The sequence below is a fragment of the Pseudomonas sp. Marseille-QA0892 genome, from assembly GCF_054950135.1.
The window spans coordinates 3584284-3604687 of sequence record NZ_CM143104.1 but is presented as its reverse complement, the minus strand read 5'-3'; the positions used below and the strand labels follow the sequence as shown (position 1 = coordinate 3604687).

Here is a 20404-nt window from a genome sequence, read left to right as displayed (position 1 = left end):
CGACTGGTCAAGGCCTGTCGTAGCGGGTCCGTGAGGAGGAAAGGCCTTGAAAGACTTGCTGAATCTGTTGAAAAACCAGGGTCAAATCGAAGAGTTCGATGCCATCCGTATTGGTCTGGCCTCGCCCGAGATGATCCGTTCCTGGTCCTTTGGCGAAGTTAAAAAGCCAGAGACCATCAACTACCGTACGTTCAAGCCAGAGCGCGACGGCCTTTTCTGCGCCAAGATCTTTGGCCCGGTAAAGGACTACGAGTGCCTGTGCGGCAAGTACAAGCGCCTGAAACACCGTGGCGTCATCTGCGAGAAGTGCGGCGTTGAAGTCGCGCTCGCCAAGGTGCGCCGTGAGCGCATGGGTCACATTGAGCTGGCGTCCCCGGTTGCACACATCTGGTTCCTGAAGTCGCTTCCGTCCCGTATCGGTCTGCTGCTTGACATGACCCTGCGTGACATTGAGCGCGTGCTGTATTTCGAAAGCTACGTCGTTATCGATCCGGGCATGACGACGCTCGAAAAGGGTCAGCTGCTCAACGATGAGCAGTACTTCGAAGCGCTCGAAGAGTTCGGGGATGACTTCGACGCGCGCATGGGCGCCGAAGCCGTACGTGAGCTGCTGAACCAGATCGACCTTGAGCACGAGATCAACCGCCTGCGTGAAGAAATTCCGCAGACGAACTCCGAGACCAAGATCAAGAAGCTGTCCAAGCGTCTGAAGCTGATGGAAGCATTCCACGGGTCGGGCAACCTGCCTGAGTGGATGGTGCTGACCGTTCTGCCTGTGCTGCCGCCAGATCTGCGTCCGCTGGTGCCGCTCGATGGTGGCCGCTTCGCCACGTCGGATCTGAACGATCTGTATCGTCGCGTCATCAACCGGAATAACCGTCTGAAGCGCCTGCTCGATCTGGCCGCGCCGGACATCATCGTGCGCAACGAAAAGCGCATGCTGCAGGAAGCCGTTGATGCGCTGCTCGACAACGGTCGTCGGGGTCGTGCGATCACCGGTTCCAACAAGCGCCCGCTGAAGTCCCTGGCCGACATGATTAAGGGCAAGCAGGGCCGCTTCCGTCAGAACCTGCTGGGTAAGCGCGTCGACTATTCCGGTCGTTCGGTGATCACCGTAGGCCCGACGCTGCGTCTGCATCAGTGCGGTCTGCCAAAGAAGATGGCACTCGAACTGTTCAAGCCGTTCATCTTCGGTAAGCTGGAAGCGCGTGGCATGGCCACGACGATCAAGGCTGCGAAGAAGATGGTCGAGCGTGAGCTTCCGGAAGTGTGGGACGTGCTCGCAGAGGTCATTCGCGAACACCCGGTCCTGCTGAACCGTGCCCCGACGCTTCACCGCCTCGGCATCCAGGCATTCGAGCCAGTTCTGATCGAAGGTAAGGCTATCCAGCTTCACCCGCTGGTATGTGCGGCTTATAACGCCGACTTCGACGGCGATCAGATGGCTGTTCACGTTCCGCTGACGCTGGAAGCCCAGCTGGAAGCGCGTGCGCTGATGATGTCGACGAACAATATCCTTTCGCCTGCAAACGGCGATCCGATCATCGTTCCGTCGCAGGACGTGGTCCTGGGTCTGTACTACATGACCCGTGAAGCCATTAATGTGAAGGGTGAAGGGCGCGTATTCGCGGATCTGCAGGAAGTCGACCGCGTGTTCCGCGCTGGCGAAGCTTCGCTGCATGCACGTGTAAAAGTGCGTATCAACGAAACAATCAACCATCGCGATGGCACGGTTGAAAAGAACACGCGTATCGTCGACACCACTGTTGGCCGTGCGTTGTTGTTCCAGGTGGTTCCGGCAGGCCTGTCTTTCGACGTGGTCAACCAGCCAATGAAGAAGAAGGCGATCTCCAAGCTGATCAACCAGTGCTACCGGGTGGTTGGTTTGAAGGATACCGTCATCTTCGCAGACCAGCTGATGTACACCGGTTTCGCCTATTCGACGATCTCGGGTGTTTCGATCGGTGTGAATGACTTCGTCATCCCGGATGAGAAGGCACGCATCATCGGTGCCGCAACCGACGAAGTGAAAGAGATCGAGAGCCAGTATGCCTCGGGCCTGGTAACGCAGGGCGAGAAGTACAACAAGGTTATCGACCTTTGGTCGAAGGCAAACGATGAAGTTTCCAAGGCGATGATGGCCAACCTCTCGAAAGAGAAGGTCATCGACCGTGAAGGCAACGAAGTCGAGCAGGAGTCTTTCAACTCCATGTACATGATGGCGGACTCGGGGGCGCGGGGTTCCGCAGCCCAGATTCGTCAGCTTGCCGGTATGCGTGGTCTGATGGCCAAGCCGGACGGCTCCATTATCGAAACGCCGATTACCGCAAACTTCCGTGAAGGCCTGAACGTACTTCAGTACTTTATTTCCACTCACGGTGCCCGTAAGGGTCTGGCGGATACCGCTCTGAAGACGGCCAACTCCGGTTACCTGACTCGTCGTCTCGTCGACGTTGCCCAGGATCTGGTGGTGACCGAGACCGACTGCGGTACCGAGGAAGGTCTGGTCATGACGCCGCACATCGAAGGCGGTGACGTCGTCGAGCCTCTTGGCGAGCGCGTTTTGGGCCGAGTCATCGCACGTGATGTCTTCAAGCCGGGTACTGACGAGGTCGCGGTGCCTGCGGGAACGCTGGTTGACGAGCAGTGGGTAGAGTTCATCGAGCGTAACAGTATCGACGAAGTGGTCGTTCGCTCTCCGATCGCGTGCGAGACACGCTACGGGATTTGTGCGAAGTGCTACGGACGGGATCTGGCTCGAGGCCACCAGGTCAACATCGGTGAGGCTGTGGGCGTTATCGCTGCGCAGTCGATCGGTGAGCCAGGTACTCAGCTGACCATGCGTACGTTCCACATTGGTGGTGCGGCGAGCCGGACCTCGGCGGCCGACAGCGTTCAGGTGAAGAATGGCGGTATCATCCGTCTACATAACCTGAAGCACGTCGAGCGTGCAGACGGCGCTCTGGTGGCTGTGTCGCGTTCGGGTGAGCTGGCTGTTGCGGACGAGTTTGGCCGCGAGCGTGAGCGCTACAAGCTGCCGTACGGTGCGGTTATCTCTATCAAGGAAGGTGACAAGGTGGATGCCGGCGCGATCGTCGCCAAGTGGGATCCGCACACTCACCCAATCGTGGTCGAGATGAAAGGTATCGTGAACTTCGTCGGTATGGAGGAGAACATCACGATCAAGCGCCAGACTGATGAGCTGACCGGTCTGACCAACATCGAAGTGATGGATGCCAAGGATCGCCCTGCGGCTGGCAAGGACATCCGTCCTGCGGTCAAGATGGTCGATGCGAGTGGCAAGGAATTGCTGCTGCCGGGTACGGATGTCCCCGCACAGTACTTCCTGCCTGCAAACGCCCTGGTCGGTGTTGCCGACGGTGCCGAGGTGGGGGTGGGTGATGTTATCGCTCGTATCCCGCAGGAAACTTCGAAGACCCGTGACATCACCGGTGGTCTGCCACGCGTTGCTGACCTGTTCGAAGCGCGCCGTCCGAAAGAGCCGTCCATCCTGGCGGAAATCAGCGGTACGATCAGCTTCGGCAAGGAGACCAAAGGCAAGCGTCGTCTGGTCATTACGCCAACCGATGGAAGCGATCCTTACGAGGAGCTGATTCCGAAGTGGCGTCACCTGAACGTGTTCGAGGGCGAGCAGGTAAACAAGGGAGAAGTCATTTCCGACGGCCCGAGTAACCCGCACGACATCCTGCGCCTTCTGGGCGTAAGCGCACTGGCGAAATACATCGTCAATGAGATTCAGGATGTTTATCGCCTGCAGGGTGTAAAGATCAACGACAAGCACATCGAAACGATTCTTCGCCAGATGCTGCGTAAAGTCGAAGTTACCGAGTCGGGCGATTCCTCGTTCATTAAAGGTGACCAGGTCGAGCTCACGCAGGTGCTCGAAGAAAACGAGCGTATGGTGGCGGATGATCGCTTCATCGCGAAATTCGATCGTGTGCTGCTGGGTATCACCAAGGCTTCGCTGTCGACCGAGTCCTTCATTTCGGCTGCTTCGTTCCAGGAGACAACGCGTGTCCTGACCGAAGCTGCTGTGACCGGCAAGCGTGATTATCTGCGCGGTCTGAAGGAGAACGTCGTTGTAGGCCGCCTGATCCCTGCGGGTACGGGTCTTGCGTACCACAGTGAGCGCAAGCGTCAGCGCGACACCGGCAAGCCGGCCCGTGTCAGTGCAAGTGAAGTGGAAGCAGCACTGACTGAAGCGCTTAACTCAAGCGGTAACTAAAAGTGTCGCCCGGGCTGCATCGCCTGGGCGTTCGCTTGACGGAGCTTGGTAGTCTCTTTAGACTCATGCACCCAAAATTGGCAGGGCCGTGCTCTGCCGATTTGTTTTCCTTGTAAGAAAAGCGTCGAAAGACAACAGTGGAGCTAGTAGATGGCAACTATTAACCAGCTGGTGCGTCAGCCGCGCAAGCGTATCGTCGAGAAGTCCGACGTACCTGCGCTGCAGAACTGCCCCCAGCGTCGTGGCGTATGCACTCGCGTGTATACCACCACTCCGAAAAAACCAAACTCTGCACTGCGTAAAGTGTGCCGTGTTCGCCTGACCAACGGTTTCGAGGTTACCTCGTACATTGGCGGTGAAGGTCACAACCTGCAGGAGCACAGTGTTGTGCTCATTCGCGGCGGCCGTGTAAAGGACCTTCCGGGTGTTCGTTACCACACTGTCCGCGGTTCCCTTGATACCACCGGTGTTAAGGATCGTAAGCAGGGTCGTTCCAAGTACGGCGCGAAGCGTCCGAAGTAATTATTTCACTGAGTCGATAAGAGTAAGGTCGGGTGCAGCAGTACTGTTCATCCCGAGCTAACCTGAAGACCGTTTGAGGGCTTATCAATGCCAAGACGTCGTGTAGCAGCCAAACGCGAGATCCTTGACGATCCGAAGTACGGAAGTCTGATCCTTGCGAAGTTCATGAACCACGTGATGGAAAGCGGCAAGAAGGCCGTAGCCGAGCGTATCGTTTACGGTGCGTTGGATACTGTCAAAGCGCGCAAGAACAACGATCCCCTGGAAATCTTCGAGAAAGCTCTCGACGCCATCGCTCCGCTGGTCGAAGTAAAGTCCCGTCGTGTCGGCGGTGCTACGTACCAGGTGCCGGTCGAAGTTCGTCCTTCCCGTCGTAATGCGCTGGCTATGCGTTGGCTGGTGGATGCTGCGCGCAAGCGTGGCGAGAAATCCATGGCGCTCCGCCTGGCTGGTGAATTGCTCGATGCCTTCGATGGCAAAGGCGCTGCGGTGAAGAAGCGTGAAGACGTGCACCGTATGGCAGAGGCCAACAAGGCCTTCTCGCATTACCGGTTCTAAATTCTGCGTCTCTAAATTTGCGAGGGCTTTATGGCTCGTACTACACCGATTAACCGCTACCGTAACATCGGGATTTGTGCGCACGTAGATGCGGGCAAAACTACGACCACGGAGCGGATCCTGTTCTACACCGGTGTGAACCACAAGATGGGTGAGGTTCACGACGGTGCTGCAACCATGGACTGGATGGTTCAGGAGCAGGAGCGCGGGATTACCATTACCTCGGCTGCTACCACTGCTTTCTGGCAGGGTTCTACCAAGCAGTACGACAAGTATCGCGTCAACATCATCGATACGCCCGGTCACGTTGACTTCACCATCGAGGTAGAGCGTTCGCTCCGCGTGCTCGATGGCGCAGTCGTCGTTTTCTGCGGGACGTCGGGCGTTGAGCCTCAGTCCGAGACCGTATGGCGTCAAGCTAACAAGTACGGCGTGCCACGTATCGTATACGTGAACAAGATGGACCGTGCCGGTGCCAACTTCCTTCGCGTTGTCGAGCAGATCAAAAAGCGTCTGGGTCATACTCCGGTACCGATCCAGCTAGCGATCGGTGCTGAGGATAACTTCCAGGGCCAGATCGACCTTCTCAAGATGAAGGCCATCTTCTGGAACGAAGAAGATAATGGTCTGACGTATCGTGAAGAGGAAATTCCTGCAGAGCTTCAGGCTCAAGCGGAAGAGTACCGTTCGAACATGGTAGAGGCAGCGGCCGAAGCCAACGAAGAGCTGATGAACAAGTATCTCGAAGAGGGTGAGCTCTCGATCGACGATATCAAGGCTGGTCTGCGTATCCGTACGCTGGCTTCCGAGATTGTTCCGGCTGTCTGCGGTTCGTCGTTCAAGAACAAGGGTGTTCCCCTGGTTCTCGACGCGGTCATCGAATTCCTGCCGGCTCCGGACGAAGTTGCAGCCATCAAGGGCGTCAACCCGAACGATGAAACGATTGAAGACGAGCGCCACGCAGACGATAACGAGCCGTTCTCCGCGCTCGCGTTCAAGATTGCAACGGACCCCTTCGTAGGTACGCTGACGTTCGCTCGGGTTTATTCCGGCGTTCTGAGCTCTGGTGACTCCATCATCAACTCGGTCAAGAGCAAGAAAGAGCGTGTGGGCCGTATGGTTCAGATGCACGCGAATACTCGTGAAGAAATCAAGGAAGTGCGCGCTGGCGACATCGCAGCATTGATTGGCATGAAGGATGTGACCACTGGGGATACCCTGTGCTCGGCCGACAAGCCCATCATCCTTGAGCGCATGGACTTCCCGGAGCCTGTAATTCACGTTGCTGTTGAGCCAAAGACGAAGGCGGACCAGGAAAAGATGGGCGTTGCACTGGGCAAGCTGGCCCAGGAGGACCCATCGTTCCGTGTTCGTACAGATGAAGAGTCTGGCCAGACCATCATTGGTGGTATGGGCGAGCTGCATCTCGACATCATCGTCGACCGTATGAAGCGTGAGTTTGGCGTCGAAGCCAACATCGGCAAGCCTCAGGTTGCGTATCGTGAAACGATCCGTAACAAGTGCGAGATCGAAGGCAAGTTCGTGCGTCAGTCTGGCGGTCGTGGTCAGTTTGGCCATTGCTGGATTCGCTTCGAACCGGCTGACGAAGGTCAGGAAGGCCTGGTGTTCCAGAATGAGGTGGTGGGTGGTGTGGTTCCTAAGGAATACATCCCAGCTATCCAGAAGGGCATCGAAGAGCAGATGAAGAACGGTGTTATCGCCGGTTATCCGCTGCTTGGCCTGAAGGCTACCGTATTTGACGGTTCCTATCACGACGTCGACTCCAACGAAATGGCGTTCAAAATTGCCGCGTCCATGGCGACCAAGCAACTGTCGAGCAAGGGCGGTGCTGTCCTGCTTGAGCCGATCATGAAGGTCGAAGTTGTTACGCCGGAAGACTACATGGGCGATGTGATGGGCGACCTGAACCGCCGTCGTGGTCTGATCCAGGGTATGGAAGATTCGGTCTCGGGTAAGATTATCCGTGCCGAAGTTCCGCTGGGTGAGATGTTTGGCTACGCTACAGACGTTCGCTCCATGTCTCAGGGTCGTGCCAGCTATTCGATGGAATTCGCCAAGTATGCTGATGCGCCGTCGAACATCGTCGAAGCCATCACCAAAAAACAAGGTTAATCAGCCCTTTTTCTGAGAGGTTATCTCGTGGCTAAGGAAAAATTCGAACGTAACAAACCGCACGTCAACGTAGGCACCATTGGTCACGTTGACCACGGCAAAACCACGCTGACCGCGGCTCTGACCAAGGTTTGTGCGGAGACCTGGGGTGGTTCTGCGCGTGATTTCTCGCAGATCGACAACGCGCCTGAAGAAAAGGCTCGTGGTATCACCATCAACACCTCGCACGTTGAGTACGACTCGGCTGTTCGTCACTACGCTCACGTTGACTGCCCTGGTCACGCTGACTATGTGAAGAACATGATCACCGGTGCTGCTCAGATGGACGGCGCGATTCTGGTTTGCTCGGCTGCTGACGGCCCCATGCCTCAGACTCGCGAGCACATCCTGCTGTCCCGTCAGGTTGGTGTTCCTTACATCGTCGTGTTCCTGAACAAGGCCGACATGGTTGACGACGCCGAGCTGCTCGAGCTGGTCGAGATGGAAGTGCGTGATCTGCTGAACACTTATGAGTTCCCAGGCGACGACACTCCTATCGTTATCGGTTCTGCACTGATGGCGTTGGAAGGCAAGGACGACAACGAAATCGGCGTTAGCGCTGTTCGTAAGCTGGTAGAGACTCTGGATTCCTACATTCCTGAGCCTGTTCGTGCTATCGACCAGCCGTTCCTGATGCCGATCGAAGACGTGTTCTCGATCTCGGGTCGCGGTACCGTTGTGACCGGTCGTGTTGAGCGTGGCATTGTGAAGGTCGGCGAAGAAATTGAAATCGTCGGCATCAAGGCCACCACCAAGACTACCTGCACCGGCGTTGAAATGTTCCGTAAGCTGCTCGACGAAGGTCGTGCGGGTGAGAACATCGGCGCGCTGCTGCGTGGTACCAAGCGTGATGACGTCGAGCGTGGCCAGGTTCTGGCCAAGCCAGGCACCATCAAGCCGCACACCAAGTTCGAGTGCGAAGTGTACGTTCTGTCCAAGGAAGAAGGTGGTCGTCACACGCCTTTCTTCAAGGGCTACCGTCCTCAGTTCTACTTCCGTACCACGGACGTAACTGGTAACTGCGAACTGCCGGAAGGCGTTGAGATGGTTATGCCGGGCGACAACATCAAGATGGTTGTTACCCTGATCGCTCCGATCGCGATGGAAGAAGGTCTGCGCTTCGCGATTCGCGAAGGCGGGCGTACCGTCGGCGCCGGCGTGGTTGCCAAGATCTTCGAATAATCGTTGATCTTATGAAAAGGGCTCCTTCGGGGGCCCTTTTTTGTTTTCAATGGGTGTTTGACATGGTAGGGGCGCATCCGTACAATTGCGCCTCCTTTTCGCAGGCGTATTCCGTCTTGCGAGGATGGTAACTTCGAGTCTGAGGTCAAAATGCAAAACCAACAAATCCGTATTCGGTTGAAGGCTTTTGACCATCGCCTGATAGATCAATCAACCCAGGAAATCGTGGAAACCGCGAAACGTACTGGTGCTCAGGTGCGTGGTCCGATTCCTCTGCCAACCCGTAAAGAGCGGTATACCGTTCTGGTTTCCCCGCACGTCAATAAAGACGCGCGCGACCAGTACGAAATCCGCACCCATAAGCGTGTGCTGGACATTGTTCAGCCGACAGATAAGACCGTCGATGCGCTGATGAAGCTTGATCTTGCGGCTGGCGTGGAAGTGCAGATCAGCCTCGGCTAAAACCGCGAGGTTTTGGTCGTGTAACGCTCTGAAATGGGCGGCCATAGCGGGTGAAAGCCCCGTACACTCATGAGGTTTTTAACATGACGATTGGTGTAGTCGGTCGTAAATGCGGCATGACCCGCGTTTTCACCGAAGAAGGTGTATCCGTTCCGGTTACGGTCATTGAGATCGAGCCGAACCGTGTCACCCAATTCAAAAGCGAAGAAAGCGATGGCTATCGTGCGGTCCAGGTGACCGTCGGCGAGCGTCGTGCTTCTCGTGTGACCAAGGCGCAAGCAGGTCACTTCTCCAAAGCCAGTGTTGCTGCGGGTCGCTCAGTGGTCGAGTTTCGTCTTGAAGAAGGCGAGTACAAGGCGGGTGATCAGCTCAGCGTGGAGCTGTTCCAGAATGGTCAGTTGGTAGATGTTACTGGCCAGTCGAAGGGTAAAGGCTATGCCGGTACCATCAAGCGCTGGAACTTCCGTGGTCAGGACAACACTCACGGTAACTCCGTTTCTCACCGTGCGCCGGGCTCCATCGGCCAGTGCCAGACTCCTGGTCGTGTCTTCAAGGGCAAGAAAATGTCCGGACATTTGGGTGCTGAGCGCGTGACGGTCCAGTCGCTGGAGATCGTTCGTGTTGATGCTGAGCGCAACCTCCTGCTGATCAAGGGCGCCGTTCCTGGTGCTACCGGTTCGGACGTCGTTGTGCGCCCAGCCGTCAAGGCTCGCGGTTAAGGAGAGGCTGAGATGCAATTGAATGTAAATGGCGCTCAGGCCATCGAGGTTTCCGAGCACACGTTTGGTGGTGAGTTCAACGAGACGCTTGTGCACCAGGCTGTCGTCGCCTACATGGCTGGCGGTCGTCAGGGTACTCGCGCTCAGAAGACTCGTTCCGAAGTATCCGGTGGCGGCAAGAAGCCTTGGCGTCAGAAGGGTACTGGTCGCGCTCGCGCAGGTACTATCCGCAGCCCTATCTGGCGCTCCGGTGGTACGACGTTTGCCGCCAAGCCTCAGGATCACTCCCAGAAGCTCAACAAGAAGATGTACCGCGCTGCCATGCGTTCGATTTTGGCTGAGCTGGTTCGTCAAGAGCGCCTGGTTGTGGTGCCTGACTTCGCTGTCGATGCGCCGAAGACCAAAGCACTCGTTGGCAAGCTCGAAGGTCTGGGCCTGAACGACGTGCTGATCGTTTCCGATGCTGTTGATCAGAATCTGTACCTGGCCGCTCGCAACCTCCCGCATGTGGATGTGCGTGACGTGCAGGGCTCGGATCCTGTCAGCCTGATCGCCTACGACAAGGTGCTCGTCACCGTGTCCGCCGTGAAGAAGTTCGAGGAGCTGCTGGGATGAACCAGGAACGCGTATTTAAAGTGCTGCTTGGTCCGCATATCTCCGAGAAAGCCACGATGTTGGCGGACAGCAAGAAGCAGTTCGTTTTCAAGGTTGCCACTGATGCAACCAAGCTGGAAATCAAAAAGGCCGTTGAAGCCCTGTTCGAAGTGAAAGTGGCCAAGGTCACCACGCTGAACGTTCAAGGCAAGACCAAGCGCACTGCCCGTGGTCTGGGTAAGCGCAACGACTGGAAGAAGGCGTACATCGCACTTCAGCCGGGCCAAGATCTCGATTTCGCTAACAGCGCAGAGTAAAGGGGAGCATCATGGCAATCGTTAAATGCAAACCGACTTCTGCTGGCCGCCGTTTCGTGGTCAAGGTGGTGAATTCGGAGCTGCACAAAGGCGCTCCTTATGCACCGCTGGTCGAGAAGAAGTCCAAGTCCGGTGGTCGTAACAACAACGGCCGCATCACTACCCGCCACATCGGTGGTGGCCACAAGCAGCATTACCGTCTTGTCGACTTCCGTCGCAACAAGGACGGCATCCCGGCTGTGGTCGAGCGTATCGAATACGATCCGAACCGTACTGCGCACATCGCGCTGCTCCGGTATGCGGATGGTGAGCGCCGCTACATCATCGCGCCGAAGGGCGTGACGTCAGGTGACCAGCTGGTTTCTGGCGCTGGCGCACCTATCAAGGCCGGCAACACGCTGCCGCTTCGTAACGTGCCGGTCGGTAGCACCGTTCACGCGATCGAGCTCAAGCCTGGTAAGGGTGCTCAGATGGCGCGTTCGGCTGGCGCTTCGGCTCAGCTGGTGGCTCGTGAAGGTGCTTACGTTACCCTGCGTCTGCGCTCCGGCGAGATGCGCAAGGTATTGTCCGAGTGCCGTGCGACTCTGGGTGAAGTGTCGAATGGCGAGCACAGCCTGCGCTCGCTGGGTAAGGCTGGTGCAACGCGCTGGCGCGGCGTTCGTCCGACAGTTCGTGGTGTTGCCATGAACCCGGTCGATCACCCGCACGGTGGTGGTGAAGGTCGTACCTCGGGTGGTCGTCATCCGGTATCGCCATGGGGTGTGAAGACCAAGGGTCTGAAGACACGCTCCAACAAGCGTACCGACAAGATGATCGTCCGCCGCGGCAAGTAATCAATCGAGGATACGACTGTGCCACGTTCGCTGAAAAAAGGTCCTTTTATCGATCTTCACCTGTTGAAGAAGGTCGAGGTCGCGGTAGAAAAGAACGAGCGCAAGCCGGTGAAAACCTGGTCGCGCCGTTCGATGATCCTGCCGCAAATGGTCGGTCTGACCATTGCTGTGCACAACGGTCGCCAGCACGTCCCTGTTCTTATCAACGAGGATATGGTCGGCCACAAACTCGGCGAGTTCGCTGCTACCCGTACTTATCGCGGGCATGCGGCTGACAAGAAAGCCAAGCGCTAAGGGGTAAGGAACGATGGAAGTAGCCGCTAAGCTGTCGGGCGCTCGAATCTCCGCCCAGAAAGCCCGCTTGGTCGCCGACCAGATCCGCGGGAAGAAGGTGGGCGAAGCGCTCAACCTCCTGGCCTTCAGCAGTAAGAAGGCCGCCGAGATCATGAAAAAAGTGCTGGAGTCGGCCGTGGCCAACGCTGAGCACAACGAAGGCGCAGACGTGGATGACCTGAAGGTCTCCACCGTTTTCGTCAACGAAGGGCGTTCGCTGAAGCGCATCATGCCGCGTGCCAAAGGCCGCGCTGATCGCATCGTCAAGCGGTCTTGCCATATCACTGTCAAGGTTGCGGACAAGTAACGGAGTCTCAGATGGGTCAGAAAGTACATCCCGTTGGCATTCGCCTGGGAATCGTCAAGGAGCACACCTCCGTCTGGTACGCAGACAAGCGCAACTACGCTGATTATCTGCTTGCCGACCTGCAGGTTCGTGAGTACCTCCAAGACAAACTAAAAAGCGCGTCCGTAAGCCGTATCGATATCCATCGTCCGGCTCAAACCGCACGCATCACTATCCACACCGCTCGTCCCGGCATCGTGATCGGCAAGAAGGGTGAGGATGTTGAGAAGCTGCGTCAGGACCTGACCAAGAAAATGGGTGTGCCTGTGCACATCAATATCGAAGAGATCCGCAAGCCGGAGCTCGATGCGATGTTGGTCGCTCAGAGCGTAGCCCAGCAGCTGGAGCGTCGTGTGATGTTCCGTCGCGCAATGAAGCGCGCCGTGCAGAACGCCATGCGTATTGGTGCCAAGGGCATCAAGATCCAGGTGAGCGGTCGTCTTGGTGGTGCGGAAATCGCGCGTACCGAGTGGTATCGGGAAGGTCGTGTGCCGCTGCACACCCTGCGTGCCGATATCGATTACGCCACCTACGAAGCGCACACCACGTACGGTGTGATCGGCGTCAAGGTTTGGATCTTCAAGGGTGAGGTCATTGGTGGCCGCCAGGAAGAGCTCAAGCCGCAAGCGCCAGCGCCTCGTAAAAAAGCTGCTAAATAAGGGGTACGCCAAATGTTGCAACCAAAGCGTACAAAATTCCGCAAGCAGATGACCGGCCACAACCGTGGTCTGGCTCAGCGCGGTAGCAAGGTTAGCTTCGGTGAGTTCGCGCTGAAGTCGACCAGTCGCGGTCGTTTGACTGCGCGTCAGATCGAAGCGGCGCGTCGTGCGCTGACCCGTCACGTAAAGCGTGGCGGTAAGATCTGGATCCGTGTTTTCCCCGATAAGCCTGTCACCAAAAAGCCTCTGGAAGTCCGGATGGGTAAAGGTAAGGGTAGCGTCGAGTACTGGGTAGCCCAGATCCAGCCGGGCAAGGTTCTCTACGAGATCGAGGGTGTATCCGAAGAGCTGGCGCGCGAGGCGTTCGCCTTGGCAGCCGCGAAGCTGCCGCTTGCCACCTCCTTTGTTAAGCGGACGGTGATGTGATGAAAGCGAAAGAACTTCGTGAAAAGTCCGTCGAGCAGCTGAACGAGCAATTGCTTGGCCTGCTGCGCGACCAGTTCAATCTGCGTATGCAGAAAGCAACTGGCCAGTTGGGGCAGTCTCACCTGCTCTCGCAAGTGAAGCGTGACATCGCTCGCGTGAAAACTGTGCTCAACCAGCAAGCAGGTAAGTGATCATGGCTGAAGCCCAGAAAACCGTCCGTACGCTGACCGGCCGCGTCGTCAGCGACAAGATGGACAAGACCATCACCGTACTGATCGAGCGTCGCGTCAAGCACCCGATCTATGGCAAATACGTGAAGCGTTCGACCAAGCTGCATGCTCACGACGAAACCAACCAGTGCAAGATCGGCGACAAGGTCACGATTCGTGAGACCCGTCCGCTGGCCAAAACCAAGACCTGGGCACTGGTAGAAGTCGTCGAACGTGCCGTGGAAGTCTAAGGACTAAGGGTCGGAGAAAGATATGATTCAGACTCAATCCATGCTCGACGTCGCTGACAACAGCGGTGCTCGTCGCGTTATGTGCATCAAAGTCCTTGGTGGTTCGCATCGTCGCTATGCCGGTATCGGTGACATCATCAAGGTAACCGTTAAGGAAGCAATTCCTCGCGGCAAAGTGAAGAAGGGCCAGGTCATGACTGCTGTCGTGGTCCGTACCCGTCACGGCGTACGTCGCCCGGATGGTTCGATCATCCGTTTCGACGGTAACGCTGCCGTCCTGCTGAACAACAAGCAGGAGCCCATCGGTACCCGTATCTTCGGGCCAGTGACACGTGAGCTTCGTTCCGAGAAGTTCATGAAGATCGTGTCGCTCGCACCTGAAGTGCTGTAAGGAGAAGCCGCTATGCAAAAGATTCGTCGTGACGACGAGATCATCGTCATCGCCGGCAAAGACAAGGGCAAGCGTGGCAAGGTGCTGAAGGTTCTCGCTGACGATCGTCTGATCGTTGGCGGGGTCAACCTGGTCAAGCGCCATACCAAGCCCAATCCTATGGCCGGTATCCAGGGCGGTATCGTCGAGAAAGAGGCGCCGCTGCACGTCTCTAACGTGGCTATTTTCAACGCCGAGACCAGCAAAGCTGATCGCGTCGGCTTCAAGGTTGAAGATGGCAAGAAAATTCGTGTCTTCAAGTCGACCCAAAAAGCGGTCGATGCTTGAGCATCGCTAGGTAAATGACCATGGCACGACTAAAAGAGATTTACCGGAAGGAAATCGCGCCCAAGCTGAAAGAAGAGTTGAAGCTTGCGAACGTGATGGAAGTTCCGCGCGTTACCAAAATCACCCTGAATATGGGTCTGGGCGAAGCTGTTGGTGACAAGAAAGTCATCGAAAGCGCTGTTGCCGATCTCGAGAAGATCACCGGCCAGAAGCCCATTGTTACCTACGCTCGCAAGTCGATCGCAGGTTTCAAAATTCGTGAAGGCTGGCCTATCGGCGTTAAGGTAACCCTGCGCCGTGACCGCATGTACGAATTCCTGGATCGCCTGCTGTCGATCTCGCTGCCGCGCGTTCGTGACTTCCGTGGTCTGAACGCCAAGTCGTTTGACGGCCGCGGTAACTACAGCATGGGTGTCAAAGAGCAGATCATCTTCCCGGAAATCGATTACGACAAAATCGACGCACTCCGTGGCCTGGATATCACTCTGACCACCACTGCGCGTTCCGACGACGAAGGCCGTGCGCTCCTGCGTGCGTTCAACTTCCCGTTCCGCAACTGATTGGAGTAGGACATGGCCAAGCAGAGCATGAAGAACCGTGAGCTGAAGCGTCAGCGTACGGTAGCTAAGTACGCTAAAAAGCGTGCCGAGCTGAAAGCAATCATCGCCAGCCCCGAAACCAGTGCGGAAGCACGTTGGGACGCTCAGGTGGCACTGCAGAAACAGCCTCGCGATGCGAGCGCTGCACGCCTGCGTAACCGTTGCCGCCTGACCGGCCGTCCTCACGGTGTTTACCGTAAGTTCGGTCTGGCGCGTAACATGCTGCGCCAAGCCGCCATGCGCGGCGACGTTCCCGGTCTGGTGAAAGCCAGCTGGTAACGGCAAGCAGTTCGTCGGTGTAACAATCAAGCCCCCTCGTGGGGCTTGATTCATTTATGGGTCGTCACTAGAATGACCGGCTCTTCTGAGCCTGCATGTTTGTGGCGGCTCGGAAAACGAGGCCGAAAGGCCTTTCTTTTTGTAGTTAGGAGCATCAAGCCCATGAGTATGCAGGACCCGTTAGCGGACATGCTAACTCGTATCCGTAATGCCCAGATGGCTGAGAAGACCGTGGTTAGCATGCCGTCTTCCAAGCTGAAGGTGGCAGTAGCCGACGTTCTGAAGAGCGAAGGTTACATCTCGGGATACCAGGTTAGCAGCGACGCCAAGCCGCAGCTTTCCATCGAGCTCAAGTACTTCGAAGGCCGTCCGGTCATCGAGGAGCTCAAGCGCAGCAGTCGTCCAGGTCTGCGCCAGTACAAGTCCGTCGATCAGCTGCCTAAAGTGCGCGGCGGTCTCGGTGTTTCGATCGTCTCCACCAACAAAGGTGTGATGACTGATCGCGCTGCACGCGCCGCTGGCGTGGGTGGCGAAGTGCTTTGCACCGTGTTCTAAGGGGGGATAGCCATGTCTCGCGTAGCTAATAACCCCGTCAAGTTGCCATCAGGCGTAGAAGTAAATCTTGCTGGCCAGCAGCTGTCCGTCAAGGGTGCGAAGGGGTCGCTTGATCTCCGTGTTCATCCTTCGGTTGAAGTCACCCAGGAAAGCGGCGAGCTTCGCTTCGCTGCACGTAATGGTGACCAGCAGAACAAGGCCATGGCCGGCACGACTCGCGCGTTGGTAAACAACATGGTAATCGGCGTCAGCCAAGGCTTCGAGCGCAAGCTTCAGCTGGTTGGCGTTGGTTACAAGGCTCAGGCCAAAGGCCAGGTCCTTTCTCTCGCACTCGGCTTCTCCCATCCGGTGGACTACGAACTGCCGCAAGGCGTGACCGCGGAAACCCCCAGCCAGACCGACATCCTGATCAAGGGTATCGACAAGCAGCTGGTCGGTCAGGTCGCAGCGGAAATCCGCGACTTCCGTCGCCCTGAGCCTTATAAAGGCAAAGGTGTCCGCTATTCCGACGAAGTCGTCCGTCGTAAAGAAGCTAAGAAGAAGTAGGGCATAGCAAATGAGCGCAAAGAAAGAAACTCGTCTGCGTCGTGCTCGCAAAGCACGTCTGAAGATGCGCGAGCTGGAAACTGTACGCCTCTGCGTGTACCGCTCTTCCCAGCACATCTACGCCCAGGTCATCTCGGCCGACGGCGGCAAGGTCCTGGCCAGCGCCTCGACTTTGGACAAGGAGCTGCGCGAAGGCGCCTCCGGAAACGTCGAGGCGGCCAAGAAAGTCGGCCTGCTGGTGGCTGAGCGCGCGAAGGCCGCTGGGGTCACTCAGGTGGCGTTCGATCGTTCCGGCTTCAAGTACCACGGTCGTGTTAAGGCACTGGCCGACGCTGCTCGTGAAGGCGGGCTGGAGTTCTAAGTTATGGCAAACAACGAGCAGAAGCGCGACGAAGGTTACATCGAGAAGCTGGTACAGGTTAATCGTGTAGCCAAGACCGTCAAAGGTGGTCGCATCTTTACCTTCACCGCACTGACTGTGGTCGGCGACGGCAAAGGTCGTGTGGGTTTTGGTCGCGGCAAGTCTCGCGAAGTTCCTGCTGCGATCCAGAAGGCGATGGAAGCGGCACGCCGCAACATGATCCAGGTCGATCTGAACGGTACCACTCTGCAGTACCCTGTGAAGTCTGCACATGGCGCTTCCAAGGTCTACATGCAGCCAGCATCGGAAGGTACTGGTATCATCGCTGGCGGCGCAATGCGTGCCGTTCTGGAAGTTGCCGGTGTGCAGAACGTTCTGGCTAAGTGCTACGGTTCGACCAACCCGGTCAACGTGGTTTACGCAACGTTCAAGGGTCTGAAGAACATGCAGTCCCCTGACTCCGTTGCGGCCAAGCGTGGCAAGAGTGTCGAGGAGATTCTCTGATCATGGCTAACACCGTCAAAGTCACGCTGATCAAGAGCGTGAACGGCCGTCTGGCCAACCATAAAGCCTGCGTCAAGGGCCTCGGCCTGCGTCGCATCAATCACACCGTTGAAGTTCAGGACACTCCTGAGAATCGCGGCATGATTAACAAGGCTTACTATCTGCTGCGTGTGGAGGGTTAATCCATGCAACTGAACGATCTGCGTTCCGCGCCTGGTGCCCGCCGCGAGAAGCTGCGTCCCGGTCGTGGTATCGGTAGCGGTCTCGGCAAAACCGGCGGCCGTGGTCACAAGGGTCTGACTTCTCGTTCCGGTGGTAAGGTCGCTCCCGGTTTCGAGGGTGGTCAGCAGCCTTTGCATCGCCGTCTGCCAAAATTCGGCTTCGTTTCGCTCAAGGCGCTCGACCGAGCTGAAGTTCGTACTTCCGAACTGGCCAAGGTTGAAGGTGATGTCGTGACGGTCCAGTCTCTCAAGGACGCGAACGTCATTGGTCGCAACGTACAGCGCGTGAAAGTCGTGCTGTCGGGCGACGTCACCCGCGCGGTCACCCTGAAAGGCATCGCTGCCACCAAGGGTGCGCGTGCAGCCATCGAAACCGCTGGCGGCAAGTTCGAGGAATAAATGGCTAAACAAGGTGCTCTCTCCGCGTTGAGCGGCGGCGGCTTGTCCGAACTTTGGGCTCGTTTGCGCTTCCTGTTCCTGGCGATCATCGTCTACCGAATTGGTGCGCACATCCCTGTTCCGGGCATAAACCCCGATCGTCTCGCTGAACTGTTCCGGCAGAATGAGGGGACCATCCTTAGCCTGTTCAACATGTTCTCCGGTGGTGCACTGGAGCGGATGAGCATCTTTGCGCTTGGGATCATGCCGTATATCTCGGCGTCGATCATCATGCAGCTCATGACGGCGGTCAGCCCGCAGTTGGAGCAATTGAAGAAGGAAGGCGAAGCTGGCCGTCGGAAGATAAGCCAGTACACGCGATACCTGACGCTGGTTCTGGCGTTTGTTCAAGCGATCGGCATGTCCGTAGGCTTGGCCAGTCAAGGCGTCGCGTTTGCCTCCGATTTCGGCTTCTACTTTGTGGCGGTGACAACGTTTGTCTCGGGCGCGATGTTCATGATGTGGCTTGGCGAGCAGATCACCGAGCGGGGTGTAGGCAATGGTATTTCCATGCTCATCTTCGCCGGTATCGTCGCAGGCTTGCCTGCTGCGATCGGGCAGTCGTTCGAGTCGGCCCGCCAAGGCGACATCAACATCTTTGCTCTGATCGTCATCGGCCTGTTGGCGGTGGCGATCATCGCGTTCGTGGTGTTTATCGAGCGCGGTCAGCGACGTATCGCGGTTCATTACGCGAAGCGTCAACAAGGGCGTAAGGTGTTCGCGGCGCAGACCAGCCATTTGCCGCTCAAGGTGAATATGGCGGGTGTGATTCCGGCTATTTTCGCTAGCAGCATCCTGTTGTTCCCTGCTTCTTTGGGGCAGTGGTTTGGTCAGTCCGAGAGCATGGGCTGGCTGCAGGATGTATCGCAGGCGATCGCTCCTGGGCAGCCATTGAACATCCTGTTGTTCAGCGCTGGGATCATCTTCTTCTGTTTCTTCTACACCGCGTTGATGTTCAACCCGAAGGATGTAGCGGAAAACCTGAAGAAATCCGGTGCGTTCATTCCGGGTATCCGTCCCGGCGAGCAGTCGGCGCGCTATATCGATGGCGTCCTGACCCGCTTGACCATGTTCGGTGCTCTGTACATGGCGGCAGTTTGCTTGCTTCCCCAGTTTCTGGTGGTTGCGGCCAACGTGCCGTTCTATCTTGGCGGGACGTCGCTGTTGATCGTAGTCGTGGTGGTTATGGACTTCATGTCGCAAGTGCAATCCCACCTGGTATCGCATCAGTACGATTCCCTGATGAAGAAGGCAAACCTGAAGGGTTACGGCAGCGGCATGCTCCGCTGATCTCCCGTAAGGTTCGAGGAGTTGGTGATGAAAGTTCGTGCATCGGTTAAGAAGCTGTGCCGTAACTGCAAGATCATCCGTCGCGACGGCGTCGTACGAGTGATCTGCAGCGCGGAGCCGCGTCACAAGCAGCGCCAAGGCTGAGTGTGAGTCACGCGTTGTGAGCCCGGCAGCTAGTGCGCTGCCGGGTTGATTGTCTTTTATTACAGCGCTAGAATCTCGCGCCCTTTTCTTGGCTTCCGGGGCGTGGGTAGCTGTCACTTGGAGTTTCACTGAATGGCCCGTATTGCAGGCGTAAACATTCCGGATAACAAGCACACTGTTATCTCGCTGACCTACATCTATGGTGTTGGTCGCACCACTGCGCAGAGCATCTGCGCCGCTACCGGCGTAAACCCGGCTGCGAAAATCAAGGATCTCTCTGACGAGCAGATCGAGCAACTGCGTGGCGAAGTCGCGAAGCTGACCACCGAAGGTGATCTGCGTCGTGAAATCAACATGAACATCAAGCGTTTGATGGACCTGGGCTGCTATCGCGGTCTTCGCCATCGTCGTGGCTTGCCTGTTCATGGCCAGCGTACCAAGACCAACGCGCGTACCCGTAAGGGCCCGCGTAAGCCGATCCGCAAGTAATTGCGTCCGCGAATCGACAGGAATTAAGTCATGGCTAAGCCAGCAGCTCGTCCTCGTAAGAAAGTCAAAAAGACAGTGGTTGATGGGATCGCCCATATCCATGCGTCTTTCAACAACACTATCGTGACCATCACGGACCGTCAGGGCAATGCGTTGTCCTGGGCCACTTCCGGTGGTTCCGGTTTCCGCGGTTCCCGTAAGAGCACGCCGTTCGCAGCTCAGATTGCTGCTGAACGTGCCGGTCAGGCCGCTCTGGAATACGGTCTGAAAAACCTTGACGTGAACGTCAAAGGCCCAGGCCCGGGTCGCGAATCCGCTGTGCGTGCTCTTAACGCCTGCGGCTACAAGATTGCCAGCATCACCGACGTGACGCCTATCCCGCATAACGGGTGCCGTCCGCCGAAGAAGCGTCGCGTGTAATAGGAGACAGT

Annotated in this window: 30 protein-coding genes; all 30 read left to right on the top strand. The window is 57.0% G+C overall.

Translation table 11 applies throughout. The annotated features are described in order from the left end of the window. Positions 1–46 precede the first annotated feature (46 nt). The 30 genes from rpoC (at position 47) to rpsK (ending at position 20393) form a co-directional block, all read left to right on the top strand. Positions 47–4246 (top strand): DNA-directed RNA polymerase subunit beta', encoded by a 4200-nt coding sequence (gene rpoC / locus ACY8D3_RS16825; RefSeq protein ID WP_462379965.1) that lies wholly within the window; start codon positions 47–49, stop codon positions 4244–4246. Between the two features lie 150 nt (positions 4247–4396). Beyond that, positions 4397–4768, top strand: coding sequence for a 30S ribosomal protein S12 (rpsL, locus tag ACY8D3_RS16820; protein ID WP_462379964.1), 372 nt, complete (start codon positions 4397–4399; stop codon positions 4766–4768). A gap of 87 nt (positions 4769–4855) precedes the next feature. Continuing rightward, positions 4856–5326: a 30S ribosomal protein S7 gene (rpsG, locus tag ACY8D3_RS16815; RefSeq protein ID WP_462379963.1), complete on the top strand. Its 471-nt coding sequence runs from the start codon at positions 4856–4858 to the stop codon at positions 5324–5326. A 30-nt stretch (positions 5327–5356) separates the two neighbouring features. Then, positions 5357–7459, top strand: coding sequence for an elongation factor G (fusA, locus tag ACY8D3_RS16810; RefSeq protein WP_462379962.1), 2103 nt, complete (start codon positions 5357–5359; stop codon positions 7457–7459). Between the two features lie 27 nt (positions 7460–7486). Next, entirely contained in the window at positions 7487–8680 is a 1194-nt protein-coding gene (tuf, locus tag ACY8D3_RS16805) for an elongation factor Tu (RefSeq protein WP_462379961.1), read from the top strand. Between the two features lie 150 nt (positions 8681–8830). Beyond that, entirely contained in the window at positions 8831–9142 is a 312-nt protein-coding gene (gene rpsJ, locus ACY8D3_RS16800; protein WP_003463313.1) for a 30S ribosomal protein S10, read from the top strand. Between the two features lie 83 nt (positions 9143–9225). Next, positions 9226–9861: a 50S ribosomal protein L3 gene (gene rplC, locus ACY8D3_RS16795; protein WP_462379960.1), complete on the top strand. Its 636-nt coding sequence runs from the start codon at positions 9226–9228 to the stop codon at positions 9859–9861. A gap of 12 nt (positions 9862–9873) precedes the next feature. Next, positions 9874–10476, top strand: coding sequence for a 50S ribosomal protein L4 (gene rplD / locus ACY8D3_RS16790; protein ID WP_462379958.1), 603 nt, complete (start codon positions 9874–9876; stop codon positions 10474–10476). After that, complete coding sequence (gene rplW, locus ACY8D3_RS16785) at positions 10473–10772, top strand: 50S ribosomal protein L23 (RefSeq protein ID WP_462379957.1); 300 nt, start codon at positions 10473–10475, stop codon at positions 10770–10772. The genes rplD and rplW overlap by 4 nt, the downstream gene beginning before the upstream one ends. 11 nt (positions 10773–10783) lie before the next feature. After that, a complete protein-coding gene (gene rplB / locus ACY8D3_RS16780) occupies positions 10784–11605 on the top strand; it encodes a 50S ribosomal protein L2 (protein WP_462379955.1) in 822 nt (273 codons plus the stop codon). An 18-nt stretch (positions 11606–11623) separates the two neighbouring features. After that, the gene (rpsS, locus tag ACY8D3_RS16775; RefSeq protein ID WP_462379953.1) at positions 11624–11899 is read left to right on the top strand and encodes a 30S ribosomal protein S19; all 276 of its coding nucleotides are present in this window, start codon (positions 11624–11626) and stop codon (positions 11897–11899) included. Positions 11900–11912: 13 nt separating this feature from the next. After that, positions 11913–12245, top strand: a complete 333-nt coding sequence (gene rplV, locus ACY8D3_RS16770; RefSeq protein WP_003103908.1) for a 50S ribosomal protein L22 — start codon at positions 11913–11915, stop codon at positions 12243–12245. 11 nt (positions 12246–12256) lie between these two features. Further along, positions 12257–12943: a 30S ribosomal protein S3 gene (gene rpsC / locus ACY8D3_RS16765; protein WP_462379947.1), complete on the top strand. Its 687-nt coding sequence runs from the start codon at positions 12257–12259 to the stop codon at positions 12941–12943. A gap of 12 nt (positions 12944–12955) precedes the next feature. Continuing rightward, the gene (gene rplP / locus ACY8D3_RS16760) at positions 12956–13369 is read left to right on the top strand and encodes a 50S ribosomal protein L16 (RefSeq protein WP_462379946.1); all 414 of its coding nucleotides are present in this window, start codon (positions 12956–12958) and stop codon (positions 13367–13369) included. Beyond that, complete coding sequence (gene rpmC, locus ACY8D3_RS16755) at positions 13369–13560, top strand: 50S ribosomal protein L29 (protein WP_462379945.1); 192 nt, start codon at positions 13369–13371, stop codon at positions 13558–13560. The genes rplP and rpmC overlap by 1 nt, the downstream gene beginning before the upstream one ends. A 2-nt stretch (positions 13561–13562) precedes the next feature. Beyond that, entirely contained in the window at positions 13563–13829 is a 267-nt protein-coding gene (rpsQ, locus tag ACY8D3_RS16750) for a 30S ribosomal protein S17 (RefSeq protein ID WP_462379944.1), read from the top strand. Between the two features lie 22 nt (positions 13830–13851). Then, complete coding sequence (gene rplN / locus ACY8D3_RS16745; RefSeq protein WP_003289207.1) at positions 13852–14220, top strand: 50S ribosomal protein L14; 369 nt, start codon at positions 13852–13854, stop codon at positions 14218–14220. Positions 14221–14232: 12 nt separating this feature from the next. Then, a complete protein-coding gene (rplX, locus tag ACY8D3_RS16740) occupies positions 14233–14547 on the top strand; it encodes a 50S ribosomal protein L24 (RefSeq protein ID WP_462379943.1) in 315 nt (104 codons plus the stop codon). A gap of 20 nt (positions 14548–14567) precedes the next feature. Continuing rightward, a complete protein-coding gene (rplE, locus tag ACY8D3_RS16735; protein WP_462379942.1) occupies positions 14568–15107 on the top strand; it encodes a 50S ribosomal protein L5 in 540 nt (179 codons plus the stop codon). Between the two features lie 12 nt (positions 15108–15119). Beyond that, positions 15120–15425, top strand: coding sequence for a 30S ribosomal protein S14 (gene rpsN / locus ACY8D3_RS16730; protein ID WP_462379941.1), 306 nt, complete (start codon positions 15120–15122; stop codon positions 15423–15425). A 162-nt stretch (positions 15426–15587) separates the two neighbouring features. Beyond that, on the top strand, positions 15588–15980 hold the full coding sequence (gene rpsH, locus ACY8D3_RS16725; protein WP_462379940.1) for a 30S ribosomal protein S8: 393 nt from the start codon (positions 15588–15590) through the stop codon (positions 15978–15980). Positions 15981–15992: 12 nt separating this feature from the next. Continuing rightward, positions 15993–16526, top strand: coding sequence for a 50S ribosomal protein L6 (gene rplF / locus ACY8D3_RS16720; RefSeq protein ID WP_462379939.1), 534 nt, complete (start codon positions 15993–15995; stop codon positions 16524–16526). A 10-nt stretch (positions 16527–16536) separates the two neighbouring features. After that, positions 16537–16887, top strand: coding sequence for a 50S ribosomal protein L18 (rplR, locus tag ACY8D3_RS16715; RefSeq protein ID WP_462379938.1), 351 nt, complete (start codon positions 16537–16539; stop codon positions 16885–16887). Between the two features lie 3 nt (positions 16888–16890). After that, entirely contained in the window at positions 16891–17391 is a 501-nt protein-coding gene (rpsE, locus tag ACY8D3_RS16710) for a 30S ribosomal protein S5 (protein WP_462379937.1), read from the top strand. A 2-nt stretch (positions 17392–17393) separates the two neighbouring features. Then, positions 17394–17573: a 50S ribosomal protein L30 gene (gene rpmD / locus ACY8D3_RS16705; RefSeq protein WP_462379936.1), complete on the top strand. Its 180-nt coding sequence runs from the start codon at positions 17394–17396 to the stop codon at positions 17571–17573. 3 nt (positions 17574–17576) lie between these two features. Then, positions 17577–18011, top strand: a complete 435-nt coding sequence (gene rplO, locus ACY8D3_RS16700; protein ID WP_462379935.1) for a 50S ribosomal protein L15 — start codon at positions 17577–17579, stop codon at positions 18009–18011. After that, complete coding sequence (gene secY / locus ACY8D3_RS16695; protein ID WP_462379934.1) at positions 18012–19340, top strand: preprotein translocase subunit SecY; 1329 nt, start codon at positions 18012–18014, stop codon at positions 19338–19340. It begins immediately after the preceding gene. 27 nt (positions 19341–19367) lie between these two features. Beyond that, a complete protein-coding gene (rpmJ, locus tag ACY8D3_RS16690; RefSeq protein ID WP_003281814.1) occupies positions 19368–19484 on the top strand; it encodes a 50S ribosomal protein L36 in 117 nt (38 codons plus the stop codon). Positions 19485–19616: 132 nt separating this feature from the next. After that, positions 19617–19973, top strand: a complete 357-nt coding sequence (gene rpsM, locus ACY8D3_RS16685) for a 30S ribosomal protein S13 (RefSeq protein ID WP_090213056.1) — start codon at positions 19617–19619, stop codon at positions 19971–19973. A gap of 30 nt (positions 19974–20003) precedes the next feature. Further along, complete coding sequence (gene rpsK, locus ACY8D3_RS16680; protein WP_003281811.1) at positions 20004–20393, top strand: 30S ribosomal protein S11; 390 nt, start codon at positions 20004–20006, stop codon at positions 20391–20393. The last annotated feature ends 11 nt before the right edge of the window (positions 20394–20404 follow it).

Bases quoted from the DNA above. Each gene is read 5' to 3' on its own strand.
- rpsL (WP_462379964.1), top strand. From the start codon at position 4,397: ATGGCAACTATTAACCAGCTGGTGCGTCAGCCGCGCAAGCGTATCGTC.
- rpsG (WP_462379963.1), top strand. From the start codon at position 4,856: ATGCCAAGACGTCGTGTAGCAGCCAAACGCGAGATCCTTGACGATCCG.
- fusA (WP_462379962.1), top strand. From the start codon at position 5,357: ATGGCTCGTACTACACCGATTAACCGCTACCGTAACATCGGGATTTGT.
- rpsJ (WP_003463313.1), top strand. From the start codon at position 8,831: ATGCAAAACCAACAAATCCGTATTCGGTTGAAGGCTTTTGACCATCGC.
- rplC (WP_462379960.1), top strand. From the start codon at position 9,226: ATGACGATTGGTGTAGTCGGTCGTAAATGCGGCATGACCCGCGTTTTC.
- rplD (WP_462379958.1), top strand. From the start codon at position 9,874: ATGCAATTGAATGTAAATGGCGCTCAGGCCATCGAGGTTTCCGAGCAC.
- rplW (WP_462379957.1), top strand. From the start codon at position 10,473: ATGAACCAGGAACGCGTATTTAAAGTGCTGCTTGGTCCGCATATCTCC.
- rplB (WP_462379955.1), top strand. From the start codon at position 10,784: ATGGCAATCGTTAAATGCAAACCGACTTCTGCTGGCCGCCGTTTCGTG.
- rplV (WP_003103908.1), top strand. From the start codon at position 11,913: ATGGAAGTAGCCGCTAAGCTGTCGGGCGCTCGAATCTCCGCCCAGAAA.
- rpsC (WP_462379947.1), top strand. From the start codon at position 12,257: ATGGGTCAGAAAGTACATCCCGTTGGCATTCGCCTGGGAATCGTCAAG.
- rplP (WP_462379946.1), top strand. From the start codon at position 12,956: ATGTTGCAACCAAAGCGTACAAAATTCCGCAAGCAGATGACCGGCCAC.
- rpmC (WP_462379945.1), top strand. From the start codon at position 13,369: ATGAAAGCGAAAGAACTTCGTGAAAAGTCCGTCGAGCAGCTGAACGAG.
- rpsQ (WP_462379944.1), top strand. From the start codon at position 13,563: ATGGCTGAAGCCCAGAAAACCGTCCGTACGCTGACCGGCCGCGTCGTC.
- rplN (WP_003289207.1), top strand. From the start codon at position 13,852: ATGATTCAGACTCAATCCATGCTCGACGTCGCTGACAACAGCGGTGCT.
- rplX (WP_462379943.1), top strand. From the start codon at position 14,233: ATGCAAAAGATTCGTCGTGACGACGAGATCATCGTCATCGCCGGCAAA.
- rplE (WP_462379942.1), top strand. From the start codon at position 14,568: ATGGCACGACTAAAAGAGATTTACCGGAAGGAAATCGCGCCCAAGCTG.
- rpsN (WP_462379941.1), top strand. From the start codon at position 15,120: ATGGCCAAGCAGAGCATGAAGAACCGTGAGCTGAAGCGTCAGCGTACG.
- rpsH (WP_462379940.1), top strand. From the start codon at position 15,588: ATGAGTATGCAGGACCCGTTAGCGGACATGCTAACTCGTATCCGTAAT.
- rplF (WP_462379939.1), top strand. From the start codon at position 15,993: ATGTCTCGCGTAGCTAATAACCCCGTCAAGTTGCCATCAGGCGTAGAA.
- rplR (WP_462379938.1), top strand. From the start codon at position 16,537: ATGAGCGCAAAGAAAGAAACTCGTCTGCGTCGTGCTCGCAAAGCACGT.
- rpsE (WP_462379937.1), top strand. From the start codon at position 16,891: ATGGCAAACAACGAGCAGAAGCGCGACGAAGGTTACATCGAGAAGCTG.
- rpmD (WP_462379936.1), top strand. From the start codon at position 17,394: ATGGCTAACACCGTCAAAGTCACGCTGATCAAGAGCGTGAACGGCCGT.
- rplO (WP_462379935.1), top strand. From the start codon at position 17,577: ATGCAACTGAACGATCTGCGTTCCGCGCCTGGTGCCCGCCGCGAGAAG.
- secY (WP_462379934.1), top strand. From the start codon at position 18,012: ATGGCTAAACAAGGTGCTCTCTCCGCGTTGAGCGGCGGCGGCTTGTCC.
- rpmJ (WP_003281814.1), top strand. From the start codon at position 19,368: ATGAAAGTTCGTGCATCGGTTAAGAAGCTGTGCCGTAACTGCAAGATC.
- rpsM (WP_090213056.1), top strand. From the start codon at position 19,617: ATGGCCCGTATTGCAGGCGTAAACATTCCGGATAACAAGCACACTGTT.
- rpsK (WP_003281811.1), top strand. From the start codon at position 20,004: ATGGCTAAGCCAGCAGCTCGTCCTCGTAAGAAAGTCAAAAAGACAGTG.